Below are 17,744 nucleotides of genomic sequence, written 5' to 3'. Positions count from 1 at the left end.
ACCAGGCTCTTTTATGACAGGTTCGAATCCGGCTGTTGACGTTCCCCCGTCGCCAGACACCATTCACTGGCTTCGGGAACCCGCGGCGCTGGACCAGTGGCTTGAAAATGTCAGGGGTGAGCCCTTGGCGCTGGACACCGAATTTGAGCGTGTGAACACTTTCTACCCCATACCCGGCCTGGTCCAGCTCGGCTTCCAGGGGGACTTTCGCCTCGTTGATCCTGAGGTGGCAGAGGCCTCGGCCCGTTTCCGGGAAGTGCTTGAGGATCCGGAAACGCCAAAATTGCTTTACGCCATGAGTGAAGATCTGGAACTGTTCCGTCAGTGGCTGGGCATACAGCCCCAAGGCGTTCTGGATCTTCAAATTGGCGCGGCTATGGCGGGAGCTGGCTTTTCTCTGGGGTATGCGCGCCTGGTCGAATCCCTGTTCGGAGCAACGCTGGACAAATCCGCTACCCGGTCCGATTGGCTGGCAAGGCCATTGTCTGCGGCCCAGGAACGATACGCTGTCGATGATATTCGGTTCCTTGAACCGATGTATCGGTGGCTCTTGGAGCGTTTGCAGGAGCGGGGTCTCGTATCGGCGTTTACCGAGGAATCTGAGCGGTTTGCCACCGAGCTCGGCCAGCAGGATGATCCCCGTAATCATTACCTGAAGCTACGCGGGGGATGGACGCTGACGCCGCAGCAGCAAGGTGTCTTGCGGGAACTCGTGCATTGGCGCGAGCAGGAGTGCCAGCGCCGTGACCGTCCCCGTAACCGGGTACTGGCCGATCCCCTCCTGATTGCCATTGCGGAGAAAATGCCTCAGTCGATCGGAGCAATCTCCAACATTCAGGGCGTTCCTTCGGGGGCGGTGCGACGGTACGGCGACACCCTGCTGCAACTTGTCGAAAAAGGCCGGACCGCGGATAATTCCGGCCTCCAGCGTATAGCGCCCCCGTTAACCCGTGATCAGCAAGCGTACTTCAAGTTGCTGAAGCGCCTGTTTGTAAAGTCTGCCGAAGACGCGGACATACCGGTGGAATTGCTGGCGCCGCGAAAGCGCCTGGAGAAAGTCGTCCAGGAACGTAATCTGGCTGATCAGCCGTTTTTTCAGGGCTGGCGTGAGGAAATTCTGGCACCCGCGAGGGCCGACATCGAGGAATTACTGGCATCATGAAAGAACGGGAATTTGTTTCTGTTTTCCGCAGCAGCAAGAAAAACAACACCTATCTCTTTGTGCGTCGTGGGCAGGTCTGGGAGGATCTACCGGAGAGTCTCCGGGGGATTTTCGGCCAGCCGGTACACTCGATGGACCTGGTCATGACGCCGGATCGAAAATTGGCGCGGACCACAGGCAAACAGGTACTGGACGCGCTGGCAGAGAAGGATTTCTACCTGCAAATGCCCGAGGAGCAGGACAGTTACGTGGTTGATTTTCGGAAAAAGCTGGAGCGTCGCGACCGATGATAGCCCAGATTCCCTTCTGGCAGCGAAAACGCCTCGAAGAAATGAGTGCGGCTGAATGGGAATCCCTGTGCGACGGGTGCGGCAAATGCTGCCTGAACAAGCTTGAAGACGAGGACACGGGCGAGGTCTATCACACCGATCTGGTCTGCCGGTACATGGATGAAGCAACCTGTCGGTGCACCGTATACTCCGAGCGGCTGAAGAAGGTGCCCGGTTGTACAGTGCTGACAGCCGATACCGTCACCGACTACCATTGGCTTCCATACACCTGTGCTTACCGCACATTGGCCGAAGGCAGGCCGCTGGCGGACTGGCATCCCTTGCGTAGCGGAGACCCTGCCACGGTCCATGAGGCGGGTGTGTCCATCCGGGGCAAGGTCGTTCCGGAGGATCAGGTGCCTGAAGAGGACTGGGAAGAACACATCATTCACTGGATTATTTAATGATCGATACTGACGCACAATTGGCCTACGGGATTTTCTGGGCCGCCTACGCCATTGCTTTCGTTGTGTTCTTTTACATGATGAAGCGTTTGTTCCGATATCTGCCCTTCTATGGGGTGCGAACCCTTTTACTCGCTGCCTTGGTGGCGTTGTTGCTCACGCCGGTCGAATCGCCCGAATTCACGGACTGGTGGATACCCGCCTGGCTGTATGGGGGCTATGAGTTGATTCTTGGAGAAGCAGAGGCGGCGGGTAGAGCGCTCTTCAATCTCGGAATCGCGGCCCTTGTCATGCTTCTGGTCTGGGTTCTGGATCTCGTGCGTTATCGCCTGAAAAGGCGCTAATGTGGCCATTCGGTACCATTGAAGGGGCTCATTCTCGAGAGCAACGATGCCAAAACTCCTGACGCTGTTAATCTTTACCGTCACCGTGTTTCCGGCCACTGTTCACGCTCAGGAAATGCCAGCGCCGGCCCTGTCTGCGTCGTCCGATGTCAGAATCATCGTCGACATATCCGGATCGATGAAGGAAAACGATCCGGATAACCTGCGGCAACCGGCAGTCAGGCTGCTGGCCCGTATGATTCCTGATGGCACAACGGCCGGTCTCTGGACCTTTGGCCAATATGTGAACATGCTGGTTCCACACCGCTCCGTTGGTGCAGACTGGCGTGAACAGGCCGTTGAACGGTCTCGCCAAATCAATTCCGTTGCGCTCAGAACCAATCTGGGCGAAGCCATTGAAGTGGCCAGCGACAGCTATTATTCCACCGATGGCCTTGAGAACACCCATTTCATTTTGCTGACCGATGGCAACGTCGATATTTCAGACGACGCGCAGGTTAATCTGCGAGAAGAGAACCGGATACTGGAATCTCTGGTGGTGGATCTGGCGGAGCAGGGTGCCACCTTTCACCCCATCGCGTTATCAGCGCAGGCGGACGCGGAATTTCTGAGAAAGCTCGCCCGCAAGTCCGGGGGGCGATTTCAGATTGCCGATACGGCAGACGCGCTGAATCGGGTGTTTCTGGAAGCGTTGAATACGGCCGTACCGCAGGAGCAGATACCCATTGTCGGTAATGCCTTCTCTGTCGATGAGGGGGTGACCGAATACACAGCCCTTGTGTTTTGGGGCGAGCGGGAAACCCGCGAAACGCGCCAGTTAGAGCTGATTCGGCCGGATGGAAGAACGATTAACCTCCAGGAATTGCCTGATAACATCCGGTGGGCGCGGGAAGCAGGTTACGATCTGATGACGGTCAGCGAACCAATGTCGGGTGATTGGCGTATCAATGGCGAACTGGGCGAGGGTAGCCGGGTGACCGTTGTCAGTGATCTGAGGATGGCGGTGAGTCCGGTACCCCCGACGTTTTCTGAAGCGGAACCCATCAAACTGGACATCGCGTTCTTTGAGGGTGGGGAGAGAATCACCGATCCCGATTTCCTGCAGGTTCTCGAGGTCAGGCTCAGTATTACGTCCGAGGACGGCCTGAGCGGCACCAAGGTGCTCTCTGCTGACCAGCCACCGAAGAATGGTGTTTTTTCAGACACAATCGGAAAGTTGCCGGCACCCGGTCTTTACCAACTGGAGATAATCGCCGACGGCCAGACATTCGGCCGGAAGTTCAGCACCCGTGCCGGGTTCGTCTCCGAGGACTCGACGGCAGAAGGGCAGGCCGATGCAGAGCCTCATCAGACGGCTATGGCTGGCGAGCCCGACCCTGGAGCGTCCGTCGAGCAGGAGGAGCCGGGCGGAGAGTCGGACTCCATCCCCGAACCCGAGGCCCCAGTAGCGTCGGCGATCACCAGTCCGATCGACATCAGTGACGTTGAGGAGCCCGAGACCGTGGCAGCTCGACCTGCCGGACTGGAAGACGATGCTGTGAGTGGCTTGCCGGTGCCTTTCTGGGCGATCGGAGCAGGTATGGGGGGCGTGGGACTGATGGCGCTTGTTGGGCTGGCGATGAAAAGGCGTCAGGCCCAGCGGTCGGAACAGGCAAGGGCGGCGGCAGAGCGGGAGACCGTGGCGGATCTCGACGAAGAAGTGTCGGAACCTGAAGCGAGCGAAGCAGAACAGCCTATTGAAGCGCCTGCGGATGACGGGGAGGAGGCCATCCCTGAACTCGACAACACGGTGGAAGAAGGCAGGCAGGCCGATGAAGAAGAGTTCGGGCTGGATGATTTCGATCTTTCGGAATTCGATGACCTCCCCGAGTACGATGAGAAGGATTCCGAACGCAAGCGCGACGAGCTCCAACCGAAACCCGAAGATTCAGATCAGAAAAAGTAACCAACAGGATATTTAACATGAAGTTTACCGGTACCGAGAATTATGTAGCCACCGATGACCTGCAGATGGCCGTCAACGCGGCAATTTCTCTTCAGCGCCCGCTGCTGATCAAAGGCGAGCCCGGAACCGGCAAGACACTGCTGGCCGAGGAAATGGCTGCCGCACTGGGTATGCGGTTGATTCCCTGGCACATCAAGTCGACCACCAAGGCCCAGCAGGGACTGTATGAGTACGATGCCGTTTCCCGTCTGCGGGATTCCCAGCTTGGCGATGAGAAGGTCAAGGACATCAGCAACTACATCGTGAAGGGCAAGCTCTGGGAGGCGTTTGAAGCCGAGGAGCAGGTCGTGCTGTTGATCGATGAAATTGACAAGGCTGACATCGAGTTCCCCAACGACCTCCTGCTCGAGCTGGATCGCATGGAGTTCTTCGTCTACGAAACCCAGCAAACCGTGAAGGCCCGACAGCGCCCCATCGTGGTCATTACCAGCAATAACGAGAAGGAACTGCCGGACGCATTCCTTCGCCGCTGCTTCTTCCACTACATCAGCTTCCCCGACCACGACACAATGAAAGACATTGTCGATGTTCACTTTCCGGGACTGCAGCAGGAAATTGTTCGGGATGCCCTGGAAGTCTTCTTTGACGTGCGCAAGGTTCCCGGTCTGAAGAAAAAACCGTCCACCTCTGAATTGATTGATTGGCTGAAGTTGCTGATGGCGGACGAATTGTCTGCGAAAATGCTTCAGGAGAAAGACACGAGTTCGGCACTGCCGCCTTTGTATGGCGCACTGGTGAAAAACGAGCAGGATGTTCACCTGCTGCAAAAACTGGCTTTCATGGCCCGTCGTCGCAGCTGATATTCAGCAAGAGTCTCGTTTTATGTTGATTGATTTTTTTCTCGAAGTGCGGCGGGCGAAGGTGCCCGCCAGTCTACGCGAGTTCCTGGACCTTCTGGAGGCTCTTCAGAATCGTCTGGCGTTTGCCGACATGGAAGATTTTTATTACCTGGCGCGTTTGTGTCTGGTAAAGGATGAGCGTCATTTCGACAAGTTCGACCGTGCGTTCAAGGCCTACTTTGAAGGCATCGAGAATCTTGAAGATCTGATGGAGATGCTGATCCCGGATGACTGGCTGCGCGCCGAGTTCGAAAAGCATCTGTCTGAGGAAGATAAAGCCAAAATCGATTCTTTGGGCGGACTTGAGGAACTCATTGAGACCTTCAAGAAGCGCATGGAAGAGCAGAACGAGCGGCACGCCGGTGGCAACAAATGGATTGGCACGGGTGGAACCTCGCCATTTGGTGCGGATGGCTACAATCCCGAAGGCTTTCGTATCGGCCAGAAGAACGGTCGTCACGGACGAGCTGTCAAAGTCTGGGAGAAGCGTGCCTTCAAGGATCTGGATGACAGCATCACCCTGGGTATCCGGAACATCAAAGTTGCCCTGCGTCGGCTTCGGAAGTTCGCCCGCCAGGGCGCGGCCGATCAGCTTGATATGGATGACACCATCCGGTCGACTGCCCGAAATGCGGGGTACCTCGATCTGAAAATGGTGCCGGAGCGGCATAATGCCGTGAAAGTGCTTATTTTCTTCGATGTTGGTGGCTCGATGGATCCGCATATCCGGGTGTGCGAGGAGTTATTCTCGGCGGCGCGTCTTGAGTTCAAACACATGGAGTACTTTTACTTCCACAACTTCATTTACGAGAGTGTCTGGACCAACAACATTCGGCGGATGAACGAGACCACCAGCACTTACGACATCCTTCACAAATACTCACCGGACTACAAAGTCATTTTCGTGGGGGATGCCACCATGGCGCCCTATGAGATTTCCCACCCGGGTGGTTCGATCGAACACTGGAACGAGGAAGCTGGTGCAACCTGGTTTCAGCGGATCTCGGATCATTTCCGCAAGGTGGTATGGCTTAACCCGTTGCCCGAGAGTTATTGGGGGAATGGGGGCTCACTGGGTATGACGCGCCAATTGGTCGAGGATCATATGTACCCGCTGACCATCGACGGCCTCGAATCGGCCATGAAGCATCTGAGCAAATAAAAAAAGCCGATGCGGTTGAGGGCATCGGCCAAGCTCGGCATATCAAACGGGGTTTCCCATATGGGTTCCCCGCAATCACTGTTAGGCAATTCCAGGGCCATGAATAAAAAGCGCCTAAAAAACAATGCACTGACAGTTCCGATTTCCAAACAATAAAACACTGTCACATTTCCCTTCCTATACCTGTCAAAAAAACCGACACTCCTTGAAGTTCCTTCTGCGAATTTGCATTTGGTGATCTGGATACCGTTCTTGCGCGTTACCAAGTGTTACGATTTCTGCCAGCTTGTTACATAACAATGCCCGTCACCAGGATGGCAGGAGGCAGACACGGCATTATGTTCGGCAAAAAATCAACACCAAAGCGCCGGGTAAGCGCCTGGAGCGCGTTGCTTACCGGCATAGTGAGCCTGGGCGCAGTATCCCAGTGGGCGTTCGCAGCAGCCGTCGACCAGGACATAGAACAACTGCGGGCACAGGTTTCGGAGCATTCCGCTCAGGTGTTTGCTCTTGAGCAGAAGCTCCTCCACCCGGCGGACACGCGGATGGCAGTTTTCCTGACACTCGGCAGCCGAGAGGCTCTGGACCTGGATTCCATCGAGTTGTTTGTTGACGGCCAACCCGTTGTTTCCCACCTCTACTCCGACAGGGAGAGGGGCTCCCTGGAGGCTGGCGGCATTCAGCAGTTGTTCGTGGGCAACCTCTCGAACGGCGAACATGAGCTGAAGGCGGTCGTTACCGCACGTTCGGCGAAGGATCATTTTGTTCGTCGCGAAACCATCCACCGATTCCTGAAACGTCCTGGCACCTTGCGGCTTCAGATGAGTCTGGAGGCGCAGGCACCCAGTTACGAACCCCGAGTATCGTTTGTCGAGTGGAAGTAACCGCCATGATGCGCCAGATTCTCAAATCCTCCTTATGCGCAACATGCACGCTCCTACTGTGGGCGTGGGCTTCTCCCAGCCTGGCCGGGGCTGGCCAAGTGCCGCCCGAGCTTCAGACGGGGTTGGCGAAGTATGCGTTGGCAACCGACCGGATTTATCCGGTTCTCGGGTTCGTCGACAGTCTGGAGGGCGATTCCGCCGCCTTTCTCAGGGCCCGCTTGCTGCTGGAAAGTGGTCGCACGGAGGCGGGTTTGGCAGCACTCCGGCAGGTTGCGAAAGAGCACCATCACCGTGGGGAGGCAGCATTGCTTCTGGGCCGGAGTCTGTTAGCACAGGAGCAGTTCCTGGAGGCAGAGAACTGGCTCGAAAAGGCGGTTCGTTTCGGGTTTGGCGAGACGCGGCAACAGGCGTCCTACGAACTGGCGGAGATCGCGAGAAAGGCCGGGCGAGCGGACAGGGCAGGTCAGATCCTGGCAGGAATGGAGGAAGGCTACTGGGCGGCGGTGGGGTACCTGAACCTTTCTTCCGATTATGCCAGGGAGGATCTGAACCCGACCCGTGCACTGGTAGCGCTCAGGGTGGCATTGGCCATGGCCGAGAAAGACAGTGTGGGCGATCGCAGTCGTCATCTGAAAAGCCGTCTGTTGGTTCGCGCGGGCTATCTGGCGTTTCAGAACGACGAGTACGAGAAAGCCATCGGTTTCCTTGAAAAGATACCGCTGGAAAGTTACAGCACTCCACAGGCGCTCTACCTTCATGGGTTGGCCCTGGCTGCCAAGGGAAACCATCGCGCCTCCATGCAAAGCTGGCATCGAGCGAAGAAATACCCGCTTGCCTTCCCGGGCGTGGCCGATGCGTGGATCGGCATGGGCCGCGGTTTCGACCTGTCCGGCTACCTAGGGCAGGCCGGTGAGGCCTACCTGGCGGCCAATGCCGCCTATGAGAGCGAGCGCGTCACACTTCGAAAGCTGGCCGACCGTATTCGTCAGCAGGGTGCCTATAAAGCCCTGGTGGAGGACGCCCGGGACTCCGACCTTGAATGGTTTTTGGCGGATAGCCGGACGTTGACCCAGCCGCGAATGGCCTACCTTCTTGAGTTCGTTGAGAATCCCGAGGCACAGCAAAGCGTAAGGCGGGTCGCTGATCTGAAAGATCTGTCGCGGACTCTGGAACGACAAAGAAGCGATCTGACCATTTTCGTCCAGGCGCTGGAAGACCAGATCGCAACGCTGGAGGCGGAAGGCGGCAGGGCGGCTGCCAACCTGAATAGCCAACAAGAATCGCTCAGAAGTGCCCTCAAGCGGCTGGAGGGTGCAAACCTGAGCGCGGAACAGAAACAGCGGGTTCGTAGTATGGCGGAAACGCTGTCTGCGTCTGGAAGCAGCCTGGAAGCCTTCGCAGCTCGAATCAAGACTCGCCCATCAGCGCTCAGGGAACAACTTCGTCAGGCGCGGGGGTTGAAAGCAAAGACCGGGGAGTTCCAGGAACGGGTTGCCCGCCTGATCCGTCGATCCGAGGAACTTCTGGACGAGCGAGCCCTGGATTTCGTGGAAGAACAGGACCGTCGAATGGCTTTTTCGCTGGATAAGACCGAGCAGCAAATCGCCCATTTGTATGAGTACCTTGCTCTGGAGAATCTTCAGGAGGGCAAGCGGTGAAACGTCCGACCTTCGCGTTTCTTTGCCTGGTACAGCTGACTGCTCCGGCGTTGGCGCAGGAATCGTTCCGGGTCGAGCTCGGACGGGATGGCGAGACCATCGGGGATATGCGCCCGGTATTTCTCAAGTTTGAGTCCCGGCCCCTGCCTGCGATCTCTCCCGCCGAAGTCGCACGCCGCTACCAGCGGCTGTTTGACTCCTCTGATGAACCGGAAGTTCGGATTGATGCCCTGAACCGCCTCACTAACATTCGGGACCGATCCGGACAGGATGTCGGGTTTTCTCCGGAGGAAGAGGCGCGTGTTTACCGCGAGGTGATCGACAGTTACGAGTCCATCCTCTCCCGCGGGTCCTACAGTGGTCGATTGGATGAGCTGCTTTACCAGATGGCCAAGGCGCATGCTTTAACCGGACAGGCCGGCCAGTCCATTGATCGGCTGAAACAGCTGGTAGGCCTTTACCCCAAGTCCGACCTGGTGCCCGAAGCGCGGTTCCGGATCGCAGAGTCAGCGTTTTCTGCGGGGGATTATGCCGAGGCAGAATCGGTCTATCTCACCTTGATCGAGTCTATAGAGCCGGGCCCGCTGAAGACAAAGGCCGGGTACATGTTGGGCTGGAGTCAGTTCAAGCAGGGGCCGTCGGCCTGGGAACGCTCAGCCGAGACTTTCCTGTCGGTACTTGATGAGTTTTTGCCAACGCCGGACAGTATTCAGAACGTCGAGCCGTCCAGTGTGGACACAATTGACGATACCTTCCGGGTTCTGGCGTTGATGGCAGCACGAAAGCAGGGTCCCGAGAGTCTCCTGGCATGGCTTGAGCTTGAGGGCGCACCGAAAAGGCATTGGGCGTACCTGCTGTTCGACCGCCTCGCGGATTACTATGCAATTCGCGGTGAATTCGAGGCAAGCGTGCGAGCCAATCGGGCATTCGTTCGGCATTCCCCGGATCACCCGATGACCCCTCTCTTCATGGCACAGATAGCTGAGGTGTGGGAGCGCGCCGGCGAACCCTCCCGGGTCCGGGAAGCCCGGGCGGATTACGTGGCCATGTTTGGGGCGGCCGATCGCTACGCGACGCTTTCCACTTCTGATCAGCAACGCTGGCAGCAGTTCAGTCGCCGGCTGGCTGATTTTTACTATGAGCGGGGGGCGACGGCCTTCCAAAATGGTTCCCTTGAAAGCGGGCGCGCTGCATTTTCCACTTCCGCCCAGTACTACGAGGAGCTCGCGGAACGCAGCGAATCCGACAACGCCCTTCTCAGGCTGGCCGGCGATGCCCGGCTGCAATCCGGTGAATACGCAGCAGCGCTGTCCGATTTTCAGCAAGCCGCCTATGGGAACAAGAACTACGAGGAAGCCGACGACGCAGGTTGGGCGGCCGTGGTGTTGGTCAGGGAGGGCGTCGACGGCTCAAGTCGGACGCCGGAATTCCAGCCGGACCTGGCCCAGCTTTCCGAGGAAGCCGACCGGTTTGAGGAGTATTTCGCCGGGGATCACCGTCTGCCCGGTTTAACGGCGGATCTGGCATCACGATGGTTGGCGGCGGGTGATCCGGAGCGCGCTCTCAATTATGGCGAAAAAACGGTCAAGAATGAGCGTGCCTCGGCGACCGAACGGTACGCGGGCTGGCTCGCCATCGCCAACGTCAGGCAGCAGGGAGGCGAGTATGCCCTTGCCGAGCGCGCCTGGAATCGTGTTCTGGACGTGTCGGAGGAAAGCACGTTTGATGGCGTGGAGGCGGATGAACGCGCATCGATCCGGAAGCAACTGGCGACGGCTATCTATCGTCAAGGTGAGCAGGCTGCGACGCGGGGCGACGTTGCCATCGCCGTGGACCATTTCAAAAGGGTGGGGAACGCGCTACCGAACTCGGATATTGCCATCAGGGGGCGTTACGACGCGGCCAATACCCTGTTGAAGGCTTCGGAATGGTCGACCGCCATTAACGAACTCCGCCTTTTTCGCCAGGATTTCCCGCAGCATCGGTTGACCGAAGAAGTCAGTGCCAAGCTGGTTCATGCCTACGTGGCCTCTGGTCAGCCAGTCTCTGCGGCCCGGGAACTGATGGACGCGGCGGAAGTGGTGGAGAACCCCTGGCCAATGAAGCTGAGAGCGGCATCGCTTTTTCACCAGGCCGAGGATACCGCCAACCGCAATCGATTGTACCGGGAATACCTGGTTGCGCATAAAAGCGCCAATACCGCTGACCAGCACCTTGAAATGCAGACCATGCGTTATCGCCTGATTCAAAGTGGCGACGAATCGGTTGATCTGCAGCAAGATCTGGTTGACCAAGAGCTGGCAAGCCAATGGCACTCCGACGACACGCTCGCCTGGGCGGCCCGAGCCTCTCTGGCCCTTGGCGCAAGGGCAGCTGCGACGTTTGCCGGTATTGAGCTGAGTCATCCGTTACCGGCATCTCTCGATCAGAAACAGCGGGCGCTGGAGATCGCCCGCCAACGTTTTGTTGATGCGGAAAGGCTTGGGGGCGAGGCGGTTCGGTCGGAATCGCTGTATCGCCGCGCTGAGTTATATCGCGTATTGGCGAAGGATCTGATGGCATCGTCGGTTCCCTCTGACTTGAATGAACTCGAAACGATGCAGTACCAAATGCTTCTGGAAGAAGAGGCGTTTCCCTTCGAAGAGAAAGCTATCCGTCTGCATTCGGAAAACCACCAACGTGTTGCCGCCCGCGGTTACGACGCGTGGATAGGGAAGAGCCTCGGTGTGCTTGCGAAGCTGAATCCCGGTCGTTACGACCGGTCGGTCCGCTGGATGACATGGAGATTGGAGGTCAAAGATGATGCTGGATAAGAGCCCGGTGCGCCTTGCCGTTCTGATACTGGGGTTCGTGTTTCTTGCGGGCTGTTCAGCGCCAGCTGTGAAGGAACCGGAGCGCGTCAGCCCTGAACTGGCAATGGAATATGCCCGGGAGGGCAAGCAGGCCTACGAGCAGGGCCGAAAGCGGGAAGCGGAGCAGGCCTGGCAAAAGGCGGTGGAGCTCAACCCTGAGGACCCGGTTGTCGTCAACAACCTCGCGTTGTTGCTCCAGGAAGAGAAGCGTTTCACCGAAGCCGCTTCCCTTCTGGAGCAAGGAATACAACATTCGCCGGAAGTGGCTGAGCTGCATTACAACCTTGCCGTCATTTCCGAGCTCTATCTGATCGATCTTGAGACGGCATTGGCCCATTACCAGAAGTACCGGGAGATTTCTGGTGAGGAGGACAAGACGGTGGCCGGATGGATCGCAGACCTGCAGCGGAGGCTGGACTGAATCATGGGATACCGGATGACGTTTGGCAAACCCCGCCTGGCTTTGAAGGCGACCGTCGTGGCATTGCTTGCAGCCGGTCCCGCTGGCCTTCTGGCGTCGGAGTTGTCGGACGATGCCACTCCCGAGGGAAACCCTCTGACGGTTGAGGGTATTTCGGCGCGGATTGGCGAGGATAACCCGAGAGTTCTCTACATCCTTCCCTGGCAGGCGCCGAGCCTTCCTCGCAGGCCAAGACAAGAACTCGACAGCACGGCCCCGGTGCTCCTGCAACCGGTCAACCCGGTTGCAATGGAACAACACCGGGTATTTCGACAAACCCTTAACCCCCTGGTTCTGAATCCCGGTCGGGATTCAACCGTGACGATGCAGTAACAACGGAGAACAAACATGCTGGATACAGTACTTCGGTTTTTTCAGGATGGTGGCCCTTTCATGTACCCCATTGCGGTGGTCCTCGCCGTGGGGCTTGCGATTACCCTGGAACGATTTTTCTATCTGGCTTCCGTTCGACGCCGGAACCGGATGGCGTTTGAGAAGGGAATTCTGCCTCTTCTCCAGAAACGGGATTACCAGCGCGCCATGAAGGCCGCCAGCAGCTCAGATAGTGCGATCGCGTCCATCATGGGGGCGGGCATTGGCCGCCTTCTGAACAACAGTCGCCGTGAAGACATTGAGTACGCTATGGAAGAGGGGCTGATGGAAGTTCTTCCCCGGCTCGAAAAGCGGACCCAATACCTGGCGACTCTGGCCAATATCGCGACCCTGCTCGGATTGCTGGGGACAATCATTGGTCTCATCTCGGCGTTTACCGCGGTTGCTGCAGCAGACCCGTCACAAAAGGCGAGCCTGCTGTCGGAGAGTATCTCCGTTGCCATGAATACCACCGCTTTCGGTTTGATGTCCGCCATTCCACTTCTGATGTTCCACGCACTGCTCCAAACCCGGACCAATGAAATCGTGGACAGCTTCGAGATGGCTGGCGTCAAGCTGCTCAATATCATTTCTGATTCGAAAACGACGGGCGCCGTTGCCTGATGATTGGAAACGGGTTTTGGGTCGAAAACAGCATGGATGAGTCTGTATGAGACGCCGACATCGCAAATTCGCCAGTTCACCCGATCTGGACATTACACCGTTCATGAACCTGATGATCGTGCTCGTTCCGGTTCTGTTATTGGGCATGGTGTTCAGCCAGGTACGAATGATCGAATTGAATTTTCCAGGCGGGGACAGTGGCCAAGCCCCTGCGCCGGAGCAACTCAAACTGGTGGTCACCCTGATTCCGGCAGGGATGGAGGTTTCTGACAGCAACCGGGGCGTTATCAGGGCCTTACCGGTGACCGGAGGCCAGCAGGATTTCAGTGGGTTGAGGGACGTGTTGCAGCGGATAAAGCGCCGGGTTCCGGAAAAGACCGACATCGTTCTAGAAGTGGGTCCTGACATTGACTATCAGACACTGGTAACCGCCATGGATACGGTCCGTTCGTACCCCGCGGTCGTTGCGGCCAGTGTTGTTGAAGGTGAGCTCTTTCCGGATGTCGCGCTGATGGATGCGCCAGAAGATCGGCAATTGGCGGGCCGAAAGGGCGTGGACGACGGGGAGGGTGCATGAAAGCCTCTCGCAAAGCTCGCAGGATTCAGCGGCATTACGGCCGGATGCATAAGGCCGGAGGCCTGAACCTGGTATCACTCATGGACATTTTTACCATTCTGGTGTTTTTCCTGATGGTTAATTCGTCCGATGTGAAAGTCATGCAGAATACCGCGGACGTGCCTCTCCCGGAATCGTCGGCCAAACAAGCGGCGGCCGAGAATCTGACGGTCCAGGTCAGCGGCGGGTCTATTCTGGTCCAGGGCCGTGAAGTGGCCCGCTTGAGTGCCATTGAAGCCAACGACACGCACATCGCCGGCCTGTCGGAAGAGCTCGCGTATCGACGGGACCGTTGGCCGGAAATTCCGGAACAAGGCCTGGAAATCACCATCATGGCCGGCAGGGACACCGATTACCGCCTGTTGCGAAAGATAATGCAGACCTGTGTTGACGAGCAGTTCCGCCAGGTACGTCTGGCCGTCGAGGCGGGGGTGCAGAATGGCTGAAGCCAGGGAGAATCTTGGTCAGGAAATGGGCTTGCCGTGGCGAACCGCGAAAGGGGAAAACCGTCGGTTTGTCGTGATTTCCCTTTTGGTCGCGGCTGTTTTTCTTCCACTGGCTGTGCTGATCCCGACGATTGACGTGCCGCAAATCGAACGGTCCCAAGCTGAGAAAGTGCCTCCCCAATTGGCGCGTCTGGTTGATCGGCCGGAACCGGTCGAACCGCCGGAACCGGTCCGCCCGGAGCCTCAGCCCGAACCCCAACCGACGCGGGAAAATTCATCCGAGGCTGATGAACCGGTGGAATCTGCAGACAAACCGGTACCGGCGGTTGCAGATCCGGAACCGGTAACGCCGACTCCAGCCACCCAGAGTGTTGAGCAGGCTCGTGAAAAGGCGTCTCGCTCGGGCCTGCTGGCGATGAAAGACCGACTGGCCTCGTTAAGGGCACCGGAGAATGAGGCGGTTGAGCAGTTACAGGCAAACACAGGGGCGGGGGGCGTTCCTGCCGGGTCCGACATTGCGGATGCCGACAGGGTGTTGAAAGGTAGCGGTGGCGTCGAGGATACGGCCGCTCCGGAGACTCAGGTGGCTGTCGAGGGGCACCGGGTCAAGGAGGTGAAGGCGTCCCCTGAGGTGAGTGAGCGGCGTGTGGCCAAGGCTGAACCAGCCGAGCCGGCAACGGGGGAGCGCGCGATGAGCAATATCCGGCAGGTATTCGATGCTCAGAAGACGGCGTTGTATTCGCTGTATCGACGGGAGTTGCGTCAGGATCCGACCCTGGAAGGGAAGGTGTTGCTTGAGTTGGTGATTGAACCGGACGGGTCCGTGTCCGCCTGCCAGGTGGTCAGTTCCGAGCTTGAGAATCCGACCCTGGAGCAGCGCATAGCCATGAGAGTACGCCTGTTCAACTTTGGTTCAGATAACGTGGAAACCCGAAAGGTCCGGTTTCCCATCGACTTCCTCCCGGGCTGACCAAATGGGCAACCGGCTTGCGCCGGTTCGCCCGTTGCTTTGGAGGCCTCAGCCTTCGATGGTGATCTTGGGCAAACGAGGTTTCCGCAGGGAGACTTTTTCCGTGGGCGCAATGACCTTTGCTTCGCCAGACACCACTTTCTGACCTTTCTGATTCTGAACGTCGCACTGGAAAACCACCCGGTTCTTGGGCTCCTTGCTGAGAACTGTGAGCGTGACGGTCAGCGTGTCATCCAGCTTTACCGGCCGCTTGAACGCAAGGCTCTGCTCCAGGTAGATGGTGCCTGGCCCCGGCATCACCGTTGCGAGTGCCGCAGAGATGAGAGAGCCACTCCACATGCCATGCGCAATCCGCTCCTTGAACATCGACTCGGCCGCGAACTCGGAGTCCAGATGGACCGGATTGACATCGCCGGAAACCGCCGCGAACAGCACCAGCTCCTCTTCAGACAGGGTGCGTGTGAAGGTGGCGGTGTCGCCCTCGTTCAGCTCGTCGTAGGTAATATTCTCAAGAGTATCAAGGGTATCGCTCATGGTGTGCTCCGCACGAATATCATTTGAGTACAGGTGTTCAGAGTTGTTTTTCGAAAACTACCTCATCGTTAACAAAACTGCTATTCTCTCCCCTCTTTTTTGAGGCTGAGACTTTTGTAGGGTTGATTTTTAACCAGCCTTGCATTGGTGAATATTATAATCAGAAGCGCCAAACAGGAGATGGTGATGGATTTTGAGCAGTTCTATCAGGACAAATACCCCGCCGGCGTCCCCCGCGAGGTCGACCTGAACAAGTACAACAGCATGGTTGAAGTGTTCGAACAGGCCGTTAAAAAATATGCGGACCGTCCAGCATTCAGTGCGGTTGGCGCAACTCTCACCTACCGTGACCTGGACACCCAGAGCCGTAACTTCGCCGCCTGGTTGCAGAACAAGACCGACCTGAAGCCCGGTGATCGGATCGCTGTTCAGATGCCCAACGTGAGCCAGTATCCTGTGGTTGTTTTCGGCGCCATGCGGGCGGGGCTGATTGTGGTGAATACCAACCCGCTTTACACCACCCGCGAGATGGAACACCAGTTTAACGATTCCGGCGCCAAGGCCCTGGTGGTTCTGGCCAACATGGCCGAGAACGCCGAGAAAGTTTTGCCTCACACTGGTGTTGAGCACGTGATCGTCACTGAGATCGCGGATATGCACTCGCCGATCAAGCGTACCTTGATGAACGCCGTGATCAAGCACGTGAAAAAGATGGTGCCGCCGTTCAACATCCCCGGTGCCCACAAACTGCCAGCCGTGCTCAGTGCCGGTGCCCGTGAAAAATTCACGCCGGTTGAGTGCAAGAAAGACGACATTGCCGTGCTCCAGTACACCGGTGGCACCACCGGTGTTGCCAAGGGTGCCATGCTGACCCACGGTAACCTGGTGGCCAACCTGCTCCAGACCCGCCCAATGATGGGCGACATTGTGGTTGAAGGGCAGGAAGTCGTGGTCGCACCTCTGCCGCTCTACCATATTTATTCCTTCACCCTGAACTGCGGCATCATGCTGGAAGCCGGGGCCCATAATGTGCTCATCCCGAATCCCCGTGACATCCCGGGGTTCGTCAAAGAACTCAAGAACCACAAGTTCACTGCGTTTCTGGGCCTCAATACCCTGTTCGTGGCGCTCTGCAACAATGAAGAGTTCCGAAACCTCGACTTTAGCAGTCTGAAGCTGACTTCGTCTGGCGGTATGGCGCTGACCAGCGATACCGCAAAAATGTGGGAACGGGTGACGGGCTGTGAGATCTCCGAGGGCTACGGCATGACCGAGACTTCACCGGTCGTGACCTTCAACCCGCACGTGGCCATCCAGTTGGGCACCATCGGTCTTCCGATTCCGTCCACCATGATCAAGACCATTGATGATGAGGGTAACGAGACTCCGCTGGGTGAACCGGGCGAGCTGTGTGTCAAAGGTCCCCAGGTCATGCGCGGTTACTGGCAGCGGCCCGAGGACACGCAGAAGTCCTTTACAGAGGACGGATACCTCAAGACCGGTGACGTGGCGCTGATCCAGGAAGATGGCTACATCCGGATCGTTGACCGTAAGAAGGATATGATCATTGTGTCCGGCTTCAACGTGTACCCCAACGAAATTGAGGATGTGGTGAGCAGCCATCCCAAGGTTGTTGAGTGCGCGGCCGTAGGTATTCCGGACGACAAGAGCGGGGAAGCCGTCAAGGTATTCCTGGTTCCGACAGCGGAAGGCGTCACTGAAAACGAGTTGAAGGAATTCTGTCGGGAACGCCTCACTGCCTACAAGGTTCCGAAGCATTATGAGTTCCGTGAGGAGCTGCCAAAGACCAACGTTGGTAAGATCCTGCGCCGTGAATTGCGCGACGAAGCCAGCGCCAAGTAGTATCGGTCGGGCACCAGCGGTGCCCGGTCCCTCGGTTGGGACCGTTGGAAAGGATGACCCCGCCTCGGCGGGGTTTTTCCGTTTTTAAGCGAGGGGCTTTCCCGCTAGACTATCGCCAATCCCGGAAAACCGACCTTGAACGAGAGCAATCCCGCATTTTGATGACAAACACCTCCGCCGATAACGCCAGCGCTTCAAACCGAAAATCCGACGGGCAGTC

General features: G+C 57.5%; 18 protein-coding genes. 17 read left to right on the top strand and 1 reads right to left on the bottom strand.

Annotated elements, in window-relative coordinates; genetic code table 11:
- Positions 1-13 precede the first annotated feature (13 nt).
- The 16 genes from rnd (at position 14) to KXD86_RS02710 (ending at position 15,127) form a co-directional block, all read left to right on the top strand.
- A complete protein-coding gene (gene rnd / locus KXD86_RS02785; RefSeq protein WP_218634564.1) occupies positions 14-1,162 on the top strand; it encodes a ribonuclease D in 1,149 nt (382 codons plus the stop codon).
- Entirely contained in the window at positions 1,159-1,452 is a 294-nt protein-coding gene (locus KXD86_RS02780) for a YcgL domain-containing protein (protein ID WP_218634563.1), read from the top strand. The genes rnd and KXD86_RS02780 overlap by 4 nt, the downstream gene beginning before the upstream one ends.
- Positions 1,449-1,895: a YcgN family cysteine cluster protein gene (locus KXD86_RS02775; RefSeq protein WP_218634562.1), complete on the top strand. Its 447-nt coding sequence runs from the start codon at positions 1,449-1,451 to the stop codon at positions 1,893-1,895. The genes KXD86_RS02780 and KXD86_RS02775 overlap by 4 nt, the downstream gene beginning before the upstream one ends.
- Complete coding sequence (locus KXD86_RS02770; protein WP_218634561.1) at positions 1,895-2,239, top strand: hypothetical protein; 345 nt, start codon at positions 1,895-1,897, stop codon at positions 2,237-2,239. The genes KXD86_RS02775 and KXD86_RS02770 overlap by 1 nt, the downstream gene beginning before the upstream one ends.
- A gap of 46 nt (positions 2,240-2,285) precedes the next feature.
- Positions 2,286-4,184 (top strand): vWA domain-containing protein, encoded by a 1,899-nt coding sequence (locus KXD86_RS02765; protein WP_218634560.1) that lies wholly within the window; start codon positions 2,286-2,288, stop codon positions 4,182-4,184.
- Between the two features lie 17 nt (positions 4,185-4,201).
- A complete protein-coding gene (locus tag KXD86_RS02760; protein ID WP_218634559.1) occupies positions 4,202-5,044 on the top strand; it encodes an AAA family ATPase in 843 nt (280 codons plus the stop codon).
- A 22-nt stretch (positions 5,045-5,066) separates the two neighbouring features.
- On the top strand, positions 5,067-6,245 hold the full coding sequence (locus KXD86_RS02755; protein ID WP_218634558.1) for a vWA domain-containing protein: 1,179 nt from the start codon (positions 5,067-5,069) through the stop codon (positions 6,243-6,245).
- Positions 6,246-6,583: 338 nt separating this feature from the next.
- Positions 6,584-7,129, top strand: coding sequence for an AraC family transcriptional regulator (locus KXD86_RS02750; RefSeq protein ID WP_228739303.1), 546 nt, complete (start codon positions 6,584-6,586; stop codon positions 7,127-7,129).
- A gap of 98 nt (positions 7,130-7,227) precedes the next feature.
- A complete protein-coding gene (locus KXD86_RS02745) occupies positions 7,228-8,787 on the top strand; it encodes a tetratricopeptide repeat protein (protein WP_218634557.1) in 1,560 nt (519 codons plus the stop codon).
- Entirely contained in the window at positions 8,784-11,600 is a 2,817-nt protein-coding gene (gene bamD / locus KXD86_RS02740; RefSeq protein WP_312846244.1) for an outer membrane protein assembly factor BamD, read from the top strand. The genes KXD86_RS02745 and bamD overlap by 4 nt, the downstream gene beginning before the upstream one ends.
- Positions 11,587-12,060 carry a tetratricopeptide repeat protein gene (locus KXD86_RS02735; protein WP_218634556.1) on the top strand — a complete coding sequence of 158 codons (474 nt, stop codon included), beginning with the start codon at positions 11,587-11,589 and terminating at the stop codon, positions 12,058-12,060. The genes bamD and KXD86_RS02735 overlap by 14 nt, the downstream gene beginning before the upstream one ends.
- Before the next feature lie 15 nt (positions 12,061-12,075).
- A complete protein-coding gene (locus KXD86_RS02730) occupies positions 12,076-12,432 on the top strand; it encodes a hypothetical protein (protein WP_218634555.1) in 357 nt (118 codons plus the stop codon).
- Positions 12,433-12,447: 15 nt separating this feature from the next.
- Positions 12,448-13,095 carry a MotA/TolQ/ExbB proton channel family protein gene (locus KXD86_RS02725; RefSeq protein ID WP_218634554.1) on the top strand — a complete coding sequence of 216 codons (648 nt, stop codon included), beginning with the start codon at positions 12,448-12,450 and terminating at the stop codon, positions 13,093-13,095.
- A gap of 46 nt (positions 13,096-13,141) precedes the next feature.
- Complete coding sequence (locus tag KXD86_RS02720; protein ID WP_218634553.1) at positions 13,142-13,672, top strand: ExbD/TolR family protein; 531 nt, start codon at positions 13,142-13,144, stop codon at positions 13,670-13,672.
- Positions 13,669-14,157, top strand: coding sequence for an ExbD/TolR family protein (locus tag KXD86_RS02715; RefSeq protein ID WP_218634552.1), 489 nt, complete (start codon positions 13,669-13,671; stop codon positions 14,155-14,157). Before KXD86_RS02720 ends, KXD86_RS02715 begins: the two co-directional genes overlap by 4 nt.
- Complete coding sequence (locus KXD86_RS02710) at positions 14,150-15,127, top strand: AgmX/PglI C-terminal domain-containing protein (RefSeq protein ID WP_218634551.1); 978 nt, start codon at positions 14,150-14,152, stop codon at positions 15,125-15,127. Before KXD86_RS02715 ends, KXD86_RS02710 begins: the two co-directional genes overlap by 8 nt.
- Positions 15,128-15,175: 48 nt before the next feature.
- On the opposite strand, the gene KXD86_RS02705 is transcribed toward KXD86_RS02710, so the two are convergent.
- Positions 15,176-15,661, bottom strand: a complete 486-nt coding sequence (locus KXD86_RS02705) for a MaoC/PaaZ C-terminal domain-containing protein (protein ID WP_218634550.1) — start codon at positions 15,659-15,661, stop codon at positions 15,176-15,178.
- A gap of 186 nt (positions 15,662-15,847) precedes the next feature.
- Between KXD86_RS02705 and KXD86_RS02700 the strand changes: the two genes are divergently transcribed.
- A complete protein-coding gene (locus tag KXD86_RS02700; RefSeq protein ID WP_218634549.1) occupies positions 15,848-17,524 on the top strand; it encodes a long-chain fatty acid--CoA ligase in 1,677 nt (558 codons plus the stop codon).
- The last annotated feature ends 220 nt before the right edge of the window (positions 17,525-17,744 follow it).

Origin of the sequence: Marinobacter arenosus, from assembly GCF_019264345.1 — a bacterium.
Lineage (GTDB): Bacteria > Pseudomonadota > Gammaproteobacteria > Pseudomonadales > Oleiphilaceae > Marinobacter > Marinobacter arenosus.
This window is presented reverse-complemented; position numbering and strand designations above follow the sequence as displayed.